Annotated in this window: 11 protein-coding genes; 5 read left to right on the plus strand and 6 right to left on the minus strand. The window is 66.7% G+C overall.

The features are described from left to right. Positions 1-13 precede the first annotated feature (13 nt). Positions 14-1324: an ABC transporter substrate-binding protein gene (locus tag ACWGID_RS08795; protein ID WP_452195811.1), complete on the minus strand. Its 1311-nt coding sequence runs from the start codon at positions 1322-1324 to the stop codon at positions 14-16. A gap of 243 nt (positions 1325-1567) precedes the next feature. Between ACWGID_RS08795 and ACWGID_RS08800 the strand changes: the two genes are divergently transcribed. Continuing rightward, complete coding sequence (locus ACWGID_RS08800) at positions 1568-5011, plus strand: putative Ig domain-containing protein (protein WP_452195812.1); 3444 nt, start codon at positions 1568-1570, stop codon at positions 5009-5011. A gap of 71 nt (positions 5012-5082) precedes the next feature. Here the strand turns inward: ACWGID_RS08800 and ACWGID_RS08805 are convergent, their stop codons facing one another. Together ACWGID_RS08805 and ACWGID_RS08810 are read right to left on the minus strand one after the other, a co-directional pair. Continuing rightward, complete coding sequence (locus ACWGID_RS08805) at positions 5083-6195, minus strand: LacI family DNA-binding transcriptional regulator (RefSeq protein WP_452195813.1); 1113 nt, start codon at positions 6193-6195, stop codon at positions 5083-5085. 96 nt (positions 6196-6291) lie between these two features. After that, positions 6292-6537, minus strand: a complete 246-nt coding sequence (locus tag ACWGID_RS08810) for a hypothetical protein (protein WP_452195814.1) — start codon at positions 6535-6537, stop codon at positions 6292-6294. On the opposite strand from ACWGID_RS08810, the gene ACWGID_RS08815 reads away from it, so the two are divergent. From ACWGID_RS08815 to ACWGID_RS08825, 3 genes are all read left to right on the plus strand, one after another. Then, positions 6536-7567 (plus strand): glycoside hydrolase family 130 protein, encoded by a 1032-nt coding sequence (locus ACWGID_RS08815; RefSeq protein ID WP_452195815.1) that lies wholly within the window; start codon positions 6536-6538, stop codon positions 7565-7567. The genes ACWGID_RS08810 and ACWGID_RS08815 overlap by 2 nt on opposite strands. Then, positions 7564-11388: a polysaccharide lyase family 8 super-sandwich domain-containing protein gene (locus ACWGID_RS08820; protein WP_452195816.1), complete on the plus strand. Its 3825-nt coding sequence runs from the start codon at positions 7564-7566 to the stop codon at positions 11386-11388. The genes ACWGID_RS08815 and ACWGID_RS08820 overlap by 4 nt, the downstream gene beginning before the upstream one ends. A 676-nt stretch (positions 11389-12064) precedes the next feature. Beyond that, positions 12065-12391, plus strand: coding sequence for a MerR family transcriptional regulator (locus ACWGID_RS08825; RefSeq protein WP_452195817.1), 327 nt, complete (start codon positions 12065-12067; stop codon positions 12389-12391). A 141-nt stretch (positions 12392-12532) separates the two neighbouring features. On the opposite strand, the gene ACWGID_RS08830 is transcribed toward ACWGID_RS08825, so the two are convergent. Both ACWGID_RS08830 and ACWGID_RS08835 read right to left on the minus strand, forming a co-directional pair. Then, entirely contained in the window at positions 12533-12688 is a 156-nt protein-coding gene (locus ACWGID_RS08830; protein ID WP_452195818.1) for an Hsp20 family protein, read from the minus strand. 94 nt (positions 12689-12782) lie between these two features. Further along, positions 12783-13775, minus strand: a complete 993-nt coding sequence (locus tag ACWGID_RS08835; RefSeq protein ID WP_452195819.1) for a zinc-binding dehydrogenase — start codon at positions 13773-13775, stop codon at positions 12783-12785. An 82-nt stretch (positions 13776-13857) separates the two neighbouring features. Between ACWGID_RS08835 and ACWGID_RS08840 the strand changes: the two genes are divergently transcribed. Further along, positions 13858-14436, plus strand: coding sequence for a TetR/AcrR family transcriptional regulator (locus ACWGID_RS08840; RefSeq protein WP_452195820.1), 579 nt, complete (start codon positions 13858-13860; stop codon positions 14434-14436). A gap of 16 nt (positions 14437-14452) precedes the next feature. Here the strand turns inward: ACWGID_RS08840 and ACWGID_RS08845 are convergent, their stop codons facing one another. Beyond that, complete coding sequence (locus ACWGID_RS08845) at positions 14453-15355, minus strand: alpha/beta hydrolase (protein ID WP_452195821.1); 903 nt, start codon at positions 15353-15355, stop codon at positions 14453-14455. Positions 15356-15379 lie beyond the last annotated feature (24 nt).

Consider the following 15379-nt stretch of genomic DNA (forward strand, 5'->3'; position numbering starts at 1 on the left):
TCTGTCGTCGATGTCAGTTCGCGACGCTGATGCCCTTGGCCTTCAGGTCGTCGACGGTGAACTTCTGCATGTTCTCGAGGAGCTGGCGGAAGGTGATCTTCTTCGTGACGGCCTGGGCCCACTGGTCCTGCAGTTCCTTGAAGACAGCGGTGTAGTTGGGCCCGACCAGCCAGTTGTCCACCCCGGACGCGGAGGCCTTGTTGATCACGGTTTGTGCCTCCGGGCGGTGGCTGCCGAACAGCTTCCGCGGTACGGCGGCGTCGATCCACGGCGACGGGTCGGGCATCGCACCCGGCCAGGCGTAGGCGCCTGTCGACTTGTCGTAGGTGGCGTCGATCCCGTCCTTGGTCGTGTTCATCCAGATCCCGACCTCGCTCGCTTCCTTGGGGTGTTCACATCCCTTCGGCACGAGCAGTGCGTTGCCGTGCGCGGGAGTCGTGAACTTCGTGGCACCGGCGAACTGTGGAAGGTCGATCGGCTCCCAGTCGCCGATGGTCTTCTTGAAGTGCAGCTCGTAGTTGGTCAGCTGCCAGGTAGAGGTCGGCAACGAGACCATCTTGCCTTCGTCGAAGTACGCGATCAGGGCAGGCCGGTCCTGGTAGGTCTGGTTGGCGACGAGCCCGTTGTCCACCAGCTGCTGGAGAATGTTGGCCGCGGCAACGGATTCGGGCGACAGGAAGTCGACCTTCCAGGCGTCGTCCCGCACTGAGTACCAGGTCCCGCCAGCCTGGACGATCAGGTTGACCAGCGTGCTCGGGTCCTCACCGGCCAGGTTCATCACCTGGACGCCGTGTGGCTTGAGAGCTTTACCGGCGGCGATCACGTCGTCCCAGGTCTTCGGCACCGGTACGCCGTACTTGTCGTAGGCCGCGCGGTTGATCATCATGAACGTCGGTCCGGTGCCGAGCGGGATGCCGTAGTACTTGTCCTGGACCTTGGCGCCGGTGAGCGCGGTGACCTTGAACTTGGTCTCCGCGGGTTTCACGTAGTCGGTCACGTCGGTGAGCAGGCCTTCCGAAAGCAGGGCCGGTACGTCACCGAAGTTCTGCGACAGGCAGGGAATCGCGCTGCCTGCCGCGAGGGCGTTGCGCAGACCGGTGGCGGTGGTCGGAAGGTCTGCCTGCTTGACGAGCTTGACCTTGATGTCGGTGTGGGTGGCGTTGAACTTGTCCACCACCGGCTGGACGTCCGACCAGGCCCAGTACTCGATCTCGACCGGGCCGGCGGCTGCCTTGTTGGCGGTATCGCTGCTACAGGCGGCCGTGGTGGCGGCCAGGCACAGGGCGAGACCGGCCAGCACGGCGCGACGGCTGTTTCTGGGCATGCGTGTATCTCCGGGGGAGCTAGGGGATGTGCGGGCTGGTGGCGGCCGCCATAGTTAACGATTTCTATGAAAGCTAGGAGAAGAACTTGTTGCCGTCAAGGCTCTGCGCTCTTGCCGTGGCCCTGAGGTGATGCCTAGCGTAGAAATCGTTAACTACGACGCTGACCCAGCGGCTCTCGGTGCGGCGCGTCGAGCGTCACCCGCAGTTCTCCTGTCCCCGCCTCAGGAAAGAAGGTGCTGTCTGTGTATCCGACTCCTGCCGCTGGTCGCGGCCGTGTCCGGCGACTCGGCGCGTTCAGCGCAGCCCTCGTGCTCGTCACCGGACTCCTCTTCACAGTGGCCCGGCCGGCCGCCGCCCGCGAGCTGGACGGGTGTGCGCTGTCGTTCCACTCCACGGTCAGCCCGCAGGGGTTCGTGCATCCCGGCGTCGCGCTGACCCAGCCGGTCCTCGAGAACGCCCGCGCGCAGCTCGCCGCGGGCGCCGAGCCGTGGACCTCGTCGTTCCGGGCGATGCAGCAGTCGTCCGCGGCCGGAACCGCCGTCACGTCGTCCAACCGGAGCAGTACGGACCCGGCCAAACCCGCGTCCGACGCGTTCAACAGCCAAGGCTTCAACGGCCGGTTCATTGCCGACGGTCTGAAGTCCTACACGCAGGCTGTCCTCTTCGTGCTGACCGGCGACGAGATCTACCGCAAGAACGCGCTCGACATCATCCGCATCTGGGAGCAGATGGACCCGGCGAAGTACGAGTACTTCACCGACTCGCACATCCATACCGGAGTCCCGCTCAACCGGATGGTGTCGGCCGCCGAACTGCTGCGCTACACCTCGTGCGCCGACGAGGCCTACCCATGGACCGACGCGGACACACAGTCGTTCACCCACAACCTTGTCGTCCCGGTCATCGAGACGTTCCAGAACGACAACAACCACTTCATGAACCAGCACAACTATCCGCTGATGGGCGCGATGGCCGGCGCGATCTTCATGGACGACACCGCCCTGTACCGGCGATCGGTCGAATGGTTCACCGTGAACGCCACGGCGAAGGACCAGGGCTTCAACGGCTCGGTCGCGCGGCTGTTCCGCTGGGTCGACCACGACGACAAAACCGGCGAACCGATCAAGGACCCACACGTCCAGCATGCCGAGATGGGCCGTGACCAGGCCCACGGCGGCGGCGACCTGACCAACGCCGTGATCATCGCCCGGATGCTGCTGGCGCAGGGCACGAAGGTCGACCCCGTGGCCGGTACCGTCTCCGGCGCGGCGAACGCAGTCGGCCCGTACGAGTTCCTCAACAACCGGATCCTCGGCGCCGCCGACTACTTCTGGCGCTTCATGCTCGGCTACGACACCTCATGGACCCCGATGGCGTACGCGATCTCGCCGGACGGCACGATCCGCGACACCTACAACCACATCGCGGACGGCTACCGAGGCCGGTACGTCACCGCGAGCTTCTGGGAGATCTACTACTACTACAAGTTCACGCTCGGCAAGGACGTCCAGGCGATGGCGCCGTACTACGCGGAGGCCTATGCCAAGCGTCCCGGGCCGTTGTACTCGCGCGGCGGAGTGGTCGGAAACTACTGGGACGGCGTCGACGGCGGCGGCGACTCATGGTTGTTCGCGCCTGCCGCGGCGGCGGGGGAGTCGACCCGGCCGCTGGGCAGTAACCCCAACCGCTACGAGGTCGAGGACCGCTACACCCACCTGGCAGGCGAGGTCACGACCGGCGACGGCTACGTACGGATGGCCCCCGGCTCGAAGATCGCCTACCTCAACGGCGCGACGGACCGTCCGAAACTCGGCTTCCTGGTCCGCACCAACGGTGCCGCGGTGATGCACCTGCACACGGCCAGGAACGGCCGCACCCTGAAACAGGACTATCCCGTGGACGTGCCGAACACCGGCGGCAAATGGCGGTACGTCACGACCGACGGACCGATGGACGACATCCTCTTCATCGCGGTCGACGGCGCTACCGTCGACCTCGATCGCATCAACATCAATGCCGCGGCCGAGCTCACCGGGCCGGTCTTCCCCGGCACCGCGGCGGACCGCGCCATCGGCTGGCTGGGTGCGCAGGCAAAGATCGACCTCGCCGCGACGGCCGCAGAAGGTACGACGTACGCCGCGACCGGGCTTCCCCCGGGCGCCGTGCTCGACCCGGCCACCGGTCTCCTCACCTGGAGGCCGACCCGGGCCGGCTCCTGGACCGTCACGGTCGCCGCCGACGACGGCACCAGCATGGCGGCCCGCCGCATCACCCTCACCGCGGCCGGTGACCGTACGAGCGCCCTGGTCTTCGCGAGGAACGGGTACAGCCCGCGGACGGCGTACGAGTCTGCGACCAAGGACGCGTACGATGACGCCGTCGCGGCCGCGAACAACCTGTGCAGGAAGGGATCCGACGCCGAGTGCCAGAGCGCGTTGGCCGCCGTCGTGGGGGCGGTCGACGGACTGCGTGCACTCTCGCCGAAGATGGCTCTGGACGGCAGCCTCGACTATCCGGGCCTCGTCGCTTCTTCCACCACCGGTGACCGGATCGTCAACATGGTCGACGGTGACGAACAGACCGGCACCGTCTATCCCCAGGCCGTGAATCTGTCGCACACCTTCGACTTCGGCCCGGACTATCGCGTGTCCGCGACGAAGTTCGGTTTCCAGAGCAACATCTTCGCCGACCGGCTCGCGAACTCGGCCGTGTTCGGTTCCAACGACGGAGTCACCTGGACTCGTCTCACCCCCGGGGTGACCGCGTTCACCCAGGACTACAACACCCTCGACGTCGCCACGGATCTTCAGGACGCCGAGTTCCGGTACCTGAAGGTCCAGATGATCAAGCAGTTGCCGGACGTCCTGTACGGGATCGTGCGTGGTGTGTTCGAGATGACCGAGTTCCACATCTATGGCGAACGGCACGAGATCGGCAACCTGGTGAAGGCGACCTCGATCACGTCCGCTCAGGCCATCGCCGGCAAGATCATGACCGGCGACACCGTCGACGTCGCAGTCACCGCGAAGAAGCCGCTCCAACAGGTGACGGTCACCGTCCAGGGCCTGCCGGCGAAAGCGACCTCGGCAGACGGAATCAACTGGAAGGCCTCGGCCAAGCTGGACAACGTTGCGACCGGCACCATCCAGGTCGCCGTCGACTCCGTCGATGCGAACGGCAAGGCGGGCCCGACGGCGTACGGAACGACCGACGGATCGAAGCTCTACATCGCCGGCGACCCGGCACACTTCATCGACGTTGCCAAGGTGGCGACCGTGACCGCCTCCGACAAGCAGTGGCCGGGCACCGGACTGGGCGCTGACAAGGTCGGCTACCTGCTCTTCGACCGCAATCCCGAGACGTACGGCGATCTGAACAGCGGATCAGGCGCGTACTACCTCCTCGATTTCGGTGCACACGCGACCGTACGCCCCGAGGAGGTGCTGCTCCTGCCGCGGGCCAGCCACCCGCAGCGCGCCAACGGAACGGTCGTCCAGGGGTCGAACGACGGCCAGACCTGGACCGACCTCACCAAGTCGCTCACCGGAGCGTTGGCGAACACCTGGAGCGACCAACCCTCCTCGGGTGACAACCACTTCCGGTACCTGCGCATCTACAACGCCACGAGTTGGTTCGGCGACCTCTCCGAGGTCGAGCTCTACGGCGACCTCAAGACCGACGCATAGTTCGCAAACCTCCCAACGACCGCCAGGGCGAGCGTCTGCCACCGCGCAGGCGCTCATCCGCTCCTCACGCGTCAAGATCTGACCGGGCCCGACCTGTGTGGTCGTGCGCGCGGTGGGTTGACCGGGCCTGTGCTGCCACGGACGATGAACTCGACCGGTGGAAGCTCTGCTGTCGGCGGTTGCTTTCCTTCGACGAGAGCGACCAGGGTCTGCGCGGCGGCTGTTCCCCAGGCCACGACGTTCTGCCGGACAGTAGTCAGGGGCGGGACGGCATACGGCGCGAGTGGTATGTCGTCGAACCCGACCACGGACAGGTCGTCCGGAACGCGGAGACCACGGTCGGCCGCGACGGAGATGCCGGCGATGGCCATCAGGTCGTTGCCGTAGACGATCGCGGTCGGTGGCTGGCGGAGATCGAGGAGTTCGTGTGTCGCACGAGCGCCGGAGGCACCGGTGAAGTCGGCGGTGACGACGGTTCCGATCGGCAGGCCGAGCTCTTCGAGGGCACTCTGCCAGGCGCGGCGCCGCGCCTCGGTGTGGACGTAGCCGGCGGTGCCCATGACGTGCGCGATGTGCTGGTGCCCGAGTGAGTGCAGATGGTGTACGGCGCGCCGTACACCAGCGTCGTCGTTCATCCCGATCGTGGTGCCGTCGCCCGGGTCCGTCCCTTCCGGGGCAACGATGACGGTGGTCAGTCCGAGGTCGCGGAGCTCGTCGGGCCGGGTGTCGTGAATGCGAAGGTCGGTGAGGAACACGCCATCGGCCCGCGACTCACGGGCGAACCGCTGATATGCGGCGCGTTCGGACTGCTCGTCGCCGACCACCTGCAGGACCAGCGAGTACTCGCGCGCCGCGAGCCCGATCTCGATGCCTGCCAGGAACTTGGGGAAGAACGGGTCGGTGCTGAGGAGTTCGGGGTCGCGGCGGATGACCAGCCCGACGGCTTGGGCGCGGTTGCGAGACAGCGCGCGGGCCCGCGCGCTCGGCTGCCAACCGAGCGCCGCGGCTGCGCGGAGGACTCGGTCCCGTGAGGTCGCGCTGACGCCGGGACGTCCGTTGACCACGAAGGACACCGTGCTCTTGGAGACCCCGGCTCGTGCCGCCACGTCGCCGATCGTCGCCCGCTTGGACGGGCTGGACTCGGCTCCTGCGCCGGACGGGGGGTATGGCTCCGCTGTGCTCACCTCGCAAGGATAGTCGTTGTAAACCGGTTTTATAGCGACGTTTGGCCGCAGGCGCGGCCCGTGTCTGCCGTACGGCAGCCTCTTGACCGCTCTCATTCAAACCGGTTTAATCCCGATGACGACGAGCGGGCCACAGTCCTCGCCGGGGCCTGCGTACTCACAGTTCCGGCCGTCGTCCTGTTCGTCCTGTTCCAGCGGCACTTCACGTCCGCGAACCTCGGCTCGGCCGTCAAGGGCTGAGTCACCGTCCCGCACGAACCTCGACTCCGAAAGCCAGGTCATGACGCAGATCTCCGGTGTACCGACCGTTCCGTACCGGTTGCGAAGGATCGGCACGATCATGAGTCCCGAGCCTGGCGACCCGCTCGAGGCCGAGGGCGTGCTCAACCCCGGCACGGCCTGGGGGAGCGATGGTCAGCTCTACCTGTATCCGCGTCTCGTCGCGCAGGGAAACGTGTCACGCATCGGCCGCGCGCGGGTGGTGATCGCGGATGGCGAGCCGGTGGGGGTCGAGCGGCTCGGCGTCGTCCTGGCCCCCGACGAAGGCTGGGAACACGGTCGGCAGAACGCCGGCGTCGAGGACCCCCGGATCACCTTCGTCGAACCGCTCGGGATCCACGTCATGACCTATGTGGCGTACGGTCCGCTCGGCCCGCGCCCGGCGATCGCGGTGTCGCGAGACACGGTCGGCTGGCAGCGCCTCGGCCCGATCCGGTTCGGCTACCAGCCCGAACTGGACACCGACCTCAACCTGTTCGCGAACAAGGACATCACGCTCTTCCCCGAGGCTGTTCCAGGCCCCGACGGCAGACCCGCGCTCGCTCTGCTGCATCGTCCGATGTGGGACCTCGACTGGCTGCGTCCGGGCGCGGGCGCTCCGACGCCGGCCGGGATCACGGACGCGAGGCCGTCGATCTGGATCGGGTACGTCGACCTCGAGCAGGCGATGCGTGACCTCAATACGTTGACCTCCGTGCACGGGTCGGAGCTGATCGCCGCGCCCGAGATGCCCTTCGAGGAGTCGAAGATCGGCGCCGGACCGCCGCCCCTGCGGGTACCCGAGGGCTGGCTCGTCCTGCACCACGGCGTGACCGGAGCGAACGTCAAGGGCTTCGAGCTCGCGCACGGCGCGCGGTACACGGCCGGCGGAATGCTGCTCGACCCGGCCGACCCGCGGCGGGTTCTCGCCCGGACACCGGAACCGCTCCTCGTCCCCGAGACCGCGGAGGAGTTGCAGGGCACGCTGGGCAACGTCGTCTTCCCGACAGCGGTCGAGAAGATCGGCGATCGGTACTTCGTCTTCTACGGCATGGCCGACTCCCGGATCGGCGTCGCCGAACTCACGCACTGTCAGAAAGGGAGCTGGACATGAGACGCATCAGATTCCTGATCGCCGTGATGCTGAGCATCGTGGTCGCCGGCAGCGGGCTGGTCGCGGTGCCTTCGGCATCAGCCGATCCCGGGAAGAAGGACGTCGAGACGATCGTCGCGCGCCTGCGGCAGTACTACCTGGACCAGGGCGACGAGATCAAGATCGCCAACGGGATCTACCTCGGCCGGATGTCCGAGGCGGTGCACTACGCGGATTCCCTGGCGGCGGACGGTTCGTGGTCCGATGTCGACTACACCGACACGACGAGCTCGGCGAACGGTGCGGTCTGGTCGGCGTACATCGCTCTGTACCGGATGCTCGCCATGGCCCAGGCCTACCGCGATCCCACCGCGAGCGGCTACCAGAACCCGGCGCTCCTCAGCGCGCTCGAGAAGGCCCTGAAGTACTGGGACGCGGCCGACCCGACGAACAAGAACTGGTGGGAGACCGAGATCGGCGAGTCCATCGCCATGGGCAGGATCTCAATCTTCGTCGGTGACGTGCTCAGCCAGGACGCGCTGGATGTCGCCTTGCGGCACAACACCGGCAAGCTGGATCCTGTCGGCGCCAACGGGGCCTGGCGGACCACCAACTACTTGTTCGAGGCCCTTGCCACCAACAACGCCGCGAACATCAGAGCCGGCTTCGACACCATGGTCCAAACGGTCGTCGTCGACAACTCCGGTGCGACCCACGAGGCAGTTCAGCCCGACGCAAGCTTCTGGGCGCACGGCGCGCAGCTGTACAGCGAGGGCTACGGGATGATTCTGTTCGTCAACGTCGCGCTGTGGGCCGACGCCGCCCGCGGCACCGGCTTCGCTTTCAGCCGGGACAACCTGGACACGATCGCCAACTACATCGTCAACGGCACCCGGTGGATGATTCGCGGAGAGATCGGGATGCTCTACCTGGGCTACCGGCCACCGAAGACCATCGACGGAGTGACGAGCCAGAGCTCGGAGTTCATCGAGCCGCTGACCAAGATGATCCGCACCGACCCGCTGTACGCGAGCGCGTACCGCGGCCTGCTGGACAGCATCTACGGAAAGACCCGGTCGAACGGACTGGTGGGGGACAAGTACTTCTGGCGCTCCGAGTTCTCGTCCCACCTCCGTGACGGCTACGGGATCTTCACCCGGCTGAACTCCAGCCGAACCGTCGGCAGCGAGTACCGGTCCACCTTCCGTCCCGAGGTCGGGAACGAGATCGTCTGGAACAGTGCCGGTGCGACGGCGATCCAGGTCAACAACCACGAATACTCCGACCTCGGGCCTGCCTTCGACTGGTTCCACTATCCGGGCGTGACCGCGCCGTACGTCAAGGAGCAGACTCGTGGCTCGACGGGGAACGGCGGAGCCTTCACCGGCGGTGTCTCCGACGGCACGTACGGCGCGAGCGTGTACAGCCTCGATCGCGCGGCCACGAAGGGAAACAAGAGCTATTACTACTTCGACGACGAGATGGTCGCCCTCGGGTCCGGTATCACCTCCACGTCCGATGCGGCCATCCACACGACCGTGAATCAAGCGGCAGCGAAGCCGAACGCTTCGGTGGACGGCGAGCCGGTGCCGGCCGGGCCGGACTCCGTGGCAGTCGACCATCCGTCGTGGGCCTACAACGACGAGGTCGGGTACGTCTTCCCGAGCGGGCAACCGGTGCGTGTCTCGAACAAGGCCCAGAGCGGTAACTGGCTCGACCAGGACCCGGTGAGCCGGGACGCCTTCACCCTGTACGTCGATCACGGGGTCAAGCCGCACGACGCCGGCTACGAGTACGTCGTACTGCCGGGGAAGAATCCGGACCAGGTCAAGGCGTACGCGGCCGCTCCGGCGATCAAGGTGCTGCGCAACGACACCGACGTTCAGGCTGTCCAGCACCCGGGCCTGCACCGGACCATGGCGACCTTCTACCGGCCCGGGCGGCTCGACCTGGGGCAAGGACGAACCCTCGAGGTGAGCCGGCCGAGCATCGTGATGCTCGACGAATCGGGTGCCACCCCTGTGGTCAGTGTCGCGAACCCCAGCCAGCCAGGGCTTGTCGTACGCGTAACCCTGAACGACAGGACCACGTCTGCCGACGGCAGCTTCGCTCTCGGCTCCGGCCCGAACCTCGGCCGAACCCTGACCGCAGCACTGGTGCGGCGCACGCCAGGCGAGAATTCCGACTACAGCGCGAGCACCTCGGCCCCGGACGGGCAGGCTGCGTTCGCCGGCGACCAGGACGAGTCGACCGCCTGGCACTCGGCGGAGGACGGGTCGGCCTGGCTCAGCAAGGAACTCGAATCCGGGTCGTTCCTCACCGGCGTATCGATTGCCTGGGGCGACGACGCCGCGCGGCGCTACCTGCTGCAGACCTCGTCCGACGGTACGACGTGGGCCGACCAACGGTTCGTCCGGGACGGAACCGGCGGACGCGTCACTCTGGAGATCGCGCCGACGCCTGCGAACTATGTCCGGCTGCTGATGATCGACAGCACCACCGGCCGCGGGTACGCCGTCAGGGAATTCGGCACGCAGACGAGCGTCAACCGCGCCCTGGGCGCGGCGGTCACTGCCTCCGGTTCGTCGGGCGGGACCGCTGGGAACGTCACCGACGGAAGCATGGAAACGCGGTGGAGCGCGACCTCCTCCGACACCGCGTGGATACAGGTCGATCTCGGATCGGTGCAACGGATCCGTACGGTCAGGCTGTGGTGGGAAGCGTCATACGCCAAGCAGTACACGGTCCAGGTGTCCGGCGACGGGCGGACCTGGCGGGACGCGTTCGCCACGAGCGGTGCGGGCTCCGATGGCGGGACCGATGTGGTCAAGGTCGACGAGACCGCGCGGTACGTCCGGGTGCAGTCGCGTCAGCGCAGCACCAGCCAATACGGGATCTCGCTGTGGGAACTGGAGGTGTTCGGCGACGATCGGATCACCGACGCGTCGCCCGCATCGGGCGGCCGTGAGAACCTCGCCCTGCACCGGCCGGTCAGCGCCGACTCGACGTACAACGTGACACTGGCCGCGGCGAACGCGAACGACGGAAACGCGACCACGCGGTGGGCATCGCAGCGGCAGGCAGCGCCGTACACCACCGAGCGATGGCTGCAGGTCGATCTCGAAAAGACCCAGCCGGTCAACCAGGTCGTCGTGTCGTGGGAGGCGGCGACCTCGAACGACTACCGCGTCGAGGGCTCGGTCGACGGTCAGAACTGGACCGTGCTGGCCCATGTGCAGAAGACGTCCGGCGAGCTCCGGAACGTCGTCGACTTCGGGCAATCGGTGGCCCGCTTCGTTCGCATCGCCGGCCTGCCGGCCACGCAGTACGGGCTGTCGATCTTCGAGCTCGAGGTGTACGGCGGCTACACCCTGCGCTGCGGTGCGACGCCGTACAGGGTCGACCCGAACCGGAAGACCGTTGTCACGGGCACCCTTTCGCCCCGCGATCCCGACGACGAGGTCGGTGTCGCCTCCCTGGACAAGAACGTGGTCTCGATCTCCGGCACCCCGCACCTGGACGCCGACGGCCGAATCGACGTCGACCTCAGCACGGGACGATCGGGATCGACCTCGCTCCTGTTCACTCACGCCAAGGGCGACGAGTACGTCCTGTGCCCGGTGTCGTTCACGGTTGCAACGACGAAGCTCGAGCATCTGGTCAAGCGTGCGAACACGTTGGACAGCGAGAGCTACACGCCGTCCAGTTGGCGACCGCTGCTCCCGGCACTGGAGGCGGCCAAGGCCGCGCTGCGGTCGCCCGACCTGACGCAGCCGAAGGCTGACCGCGCCGCTGCTGTGCTCGCGCACGCAATTGCCGCCCTCAGCAACCCGCCACGATGATGTCCTAGGTGTCTCGACAGCCTCCCTTGCGGCGAAACTCTCTCAAGGCATCACCAAAATCTCTGCTCGCGAGGTTAGACATTGCGAGCCGAGATGTGTAATGTTCCGTGTGTCGACAGAGAAGAACAGCGAAGCTGACGTGGACAGCTACCGTTCTGTCCAACCGTGATTGTGCAGTAGGTAAGACGGCGGACTCCGCCGGGCCGATCAGTGAAGGGGCCCGGGTTTCCGCCAGGATCCAGTCAGAGTCATTGGAGCCGGCGGTCGGAAAGGGTTCCAGGCTTGGCGGGTGGAAGTAGTTGTTGCAGTCCGCAGGTTGTAGTTCGCAGTTTTCGGTAATCGCAGTTGCTGTTTGTAGTCGAAGTAGCAGTAGGTAGTTGTGTTCGAGAGAGAAGGGAAGGGGATTACACCGTCGGATCGCCCGCCAGTGCCAGTAGTTCGCCGGGCGGGTGCCGTAGTTCCATCGGATGGGAAGGTGGTCTTCGGTTACGTATTCAGCGATCCCCGTAGTGGCGGCCTTCATGTGGCGCGCTGCGGCAGAGTAAGACCGGCTTCACGGCCGGTAGATGGTGACAATCCAACAACCCCTGGGCCCCGATGCTTCGGCATCGGGGCCCTTCGGCATGGAGGTTCGATGACCCCAGACCGGCACACGGAAACACTGAGGAGACCACTGATGAGTTCGCCCCCGGCCGGCCCGGCCAACTTCGACGATGAGGATTACCCCGCTTTCACGATGGGGCGGGCCGCGGAGATGCTCGGCACCACCCCGGGGTTCCTGCGAAGCCTGGACGAGGCGAAACTGATCACCCCGCAACGCTCCGAGGGCGGCCACCGCCGCTACTCCCGCTACCAGCTGCGGCTCGCGGCCCGGGCTCGCGAGCTCGTCGACCAGGGCACCGCCCTGGAGGCCGCGTGCCGGATCATCATCTTGGAAGACCAGCTCGCCGAAGCACTACGGATCAACGAACAACTGAAGAACCAGAACACCAGCGGCGACTAGGCTCTCCTTCGCGATGGTCTGCTGCTGGTTGGTCGCCTTCATCGATCCCACCTCATCGACAACTCGTCTTACGTCACCGGGCCTGGCACGGGATCGGTGACGTGGTCCCCCAGGGGTCAGGCGTCGATCTGCTTTCGATCGCTACTGTCTGCTGCGCTGATGGCGATCTCGCGCCTTGGCCTTCTCTGCGATCGGGATCTTCAGCGTCAGTACGCCGGACTCGTAGCCGGCCTCGATCCGGTCGGCATCCAGGGTGTCGCCCAAGTACAACTGCCACGGGTCGGTGCGCATCAACATCGTCCTACACCTCCTGAAAGCCCGGCTGTCCAACAGTCGTGTCAACACGCACTTCCCTTATAGCATGTCAACGGAATGATGACTGTAGGCAAAGTCAGCGAAGCGCTGACATGAGGGAGGGGGTGCTGCTGGGGACAAGCACGATCCGACCGAAGACGCTCCCATGGTCGATCTGCTGGTGTGCCTCCGCGGCTCGGTCGAGCGGGAGGACGTCGTGGACGACCGGCGTGAGGCCGTTGCGAGTCGCTGCATCGAATTGCGCTGACCGGACCGCGTCTCGCGCCGCTACGGGAACCGTCGCGAGACTGAATGTCGCGAACGAGCGCGATTGCTGGAACGCACGGACGAGTGACATCCCGAAGTCGTTCGGCGGGAAGCCGGCCACCGCGCCCACCAGGACCAGGCGACCGTTCGGGGCGAGGCGTTCGAGGAACATGGGCAGTTCCGGACCGCCGACGATGTCGACGATCACGTCGTACGTCGTTGGCGCCCCCGGCTGCCCGACGCCACTGCGGTCAAGGACGTGTGTGGCACCCAGTTCGCGCAGACGCCGGCCGCGTTCACGGGAGGAGGTGGTGACCGCGACGATGCTCGCGCCGGCGTCAGCGGCGAGCTCGACCGCGGCGATACCGATGCTCCCGGCGGCGCCGCGTACGAGCACACGCTCGCCGGGGGCGAAGTGGGCGTGTGCGAGCGCGAAATGCGCGACGGTTCCAGCGCTCCCGAGTGTCACCGCGTCGATGACCGACAGCCCGTCGGGTAGTTCGATGGTGTCCTCGACGCGCGCCACTGCTTGCTCGGCATAGCCGCCTTCGGTGCCGGTGAAGGCCCAGGCTCGTCGACCGACCCACGCCGGATCGACGCCGGTACCCGTGGCGAGCACCACCCCGGCGACCTCGCTCCCCAGGATGAGGCCCTCGGAGAAGGCGGATCCCAGCGTCCCGCGGCGGATGACCGCGTCCACGCCACCCACGCCGATCGCCTCCGTGCGGATCAGGATCTGGTCAGCGGCGGGGGTTGGGGCCGGAACGTCGACCACCTTCAGACCGCTCGGGGCCCCGAACTTCTGGACCGTCACAGCTCGCACCGTCGTCTCCTTCGCGTCATCTCGTCGCGGTACGATTCGGACGTTAGTGGACGCCCCCGTCCACATGGAGGAAGTGAGACGGATGGGATCACCACTGCCTCAACTCCGCGCCGACGCGCGGGAGAACCGAGACCGCATCCTCGCCGCCGCACGTTCTCTCTTCGCCGAGGCCGGTCTCGACGTGGGCATGCGCGAGATCGCCCGCCGGGCAGAGGTCGGACCGGCCACGTTGTACCGGAGGTTTCCGACGAAGCAGGTCTTGGTCGACGAGGCGTTCGCACAGGAACTCGAGGCCTGCCGCCGGATCGTTGTCGACGGATGTTCCGATCCCGACGCCTGGCGCGGATTCGTCTCCGTCGTACGGGGTCTCACCGTGCTCAACGTGCAGAACAGGGGCTTCGTCGACGCGTTCACGGCAACCGATGCCGTCAAGAGCAAGATCACCGAGCACCGTCGTGAGCTTCTACGGATGCTCGCGGGTCTTGGTCGTCGTGCGCAGCTCGCCGGTGCCTTGCGAGCTGATTTCACCATCGACGACCTCGTACTCATCCTCCAGGCAGGGCGAGGCTTGTTCTCAGTGCGCACCGGAGAAGGCGCCGCCCACCGGCTCGCGGCGATCGTGCTCGACGGTCTCCGCGCCCCGACGAGCAACGCCAGCTGAACCTCGGATCTTCGGTCTACAGGTGGTCTGTGTAGAAGGCGACGAGCCGGTTGGCGGCGGCGTCGACGTACTTGGGTTCGTCGTACATCTCGTAGTGGCCGGCGCCCTCGATGACCATGAGGTCGACCGGGTTGGGTGCCAGGTTCCAGAGCTGCATGCCGGACTCGTAGGAGCCGGTGTTGCCGATGCGTCCGGCGAGGACGACCTGGAGCGGCTGGGTCATGAGCTGGTCGACCAGGTGATACGCGTCGTAACCGAGAAGCAGTGAGTCGCCACGGGAGAGGCGGCGGTTCGTCGAGTGTTCGTTCCGGCCCCGCTCGGTGCGGTAGTAGGTGATCGCCTGGGTCGTGTCGATGTCGGTCAGGCCGGCCGCCGCGGCGTCCTCCAGGGTGTCGGGCAGCCAGTTCGCGCGGGTCAGCTCGCCGGTGCGCGTCTCCTCGATGCGTGCTTCGGCCATGCTGTCGAGCGCTGCCGCCGGGCCGTCCGGTTGGAAGCTGCGGAACGACGTACCCATGTTGCCGGGGACAACCGTGCCGACCGCCTTGATGCGGTGGTCGGTGCGGGCGGTGTGTACTGCGTAGCCTCCGCCGGCGCAGATGCCGAGCACGCCGATGCGGGCAGGGTCGATGCCGGGGATGGTGCTGAGGGCGTCGATGGCGTAGGAGATGTCCTCGCCACGGCGGTACGGGTCTTCGAGGTCGCGGGGCTCTCCGCCGCTCTGGCCCTGATGGGCCGGGTCGAACACGAGCGCCGCGATGCCCCGGGCGGCCAACCGGGACGCGTAGTTGGCGCCGATCTGCTCCTTCACGCTGCTGCCTGGCGTGGAGAGTACGACGGCGCGCAGCGGCACGGCATCGTCGATGTCGTCGGGTCGGTGGAGATCGGCCGCGAGCTCGATCGGCCCGCGGGGGATCGTCATGTGCTCCAGCATTTTGTTGCACCC

Source organism: Kribbella sp. NPDC054772 (assembly GCF_053611945.1).

Excerpts from the sequence above, each read along its gene's own strand:
- ACWGID_RS08795 (WP_452195811.1), bottom strand. The coding sequence starts at position 1,324 with ATGCCCAGAAACAGCCGTCGCGCCGTGCTGGCCGGTCTCGCCCTGTGC.
- ACWGID_RS08815 (WP_452195815.1), top strand. The coding sequence starts at position 6,536 with ATGAGTCCCGAGCCTGGCGACCCGCTCGAGGCCGAGGGCGTGCTCAAC.
- ACWGID_RS08810 (WP_452195814.1), bottom strand. The coding sequence starts at position 6,537 with ATGATCGTGCCGATCCTTCGCAACCGGTACGGAACGGTCGGTACACCG.
- ACWGID_RS08820 (WP_452195816.1), top strand. The coding sequence starts at position 7,564 with ATGAGACGCATCAGATTCCTGATCGCCGTGATGCTGAGCATCGTGGTC.
- ACWGID_RS08825 (WP_452195817.1), top strand. The coding sequence starts at position 12,065 with ATGAGTTCGCCCCCGGCCGGCCCGGCCAACTTCGACGATGAGGATTAC.
- ACWGID_RS08830 (WP_452195818.1), bottom strand. The coding sequence starts at position 12,688 with ATGTTGATGCGCACCGACCCGTGGCAGTTGTACTTGGGCGACACCCTG.
- ACWGID_RS08840 (WP_452195820.1), top strand. The coding sequence starts at position 13,858 with ATGGGATCACCACTGCCTCAACTCCGCGCCGACGCGCGGGAGAACCGA.
- ACWGID_RS08845 (WP_452195821.1), bottom strand. The coding sequence starts at position 15,355 with ATGACGATCCCCCGCGGGCCGATCGAGCTCGCGGCCGATCTCCACCGA.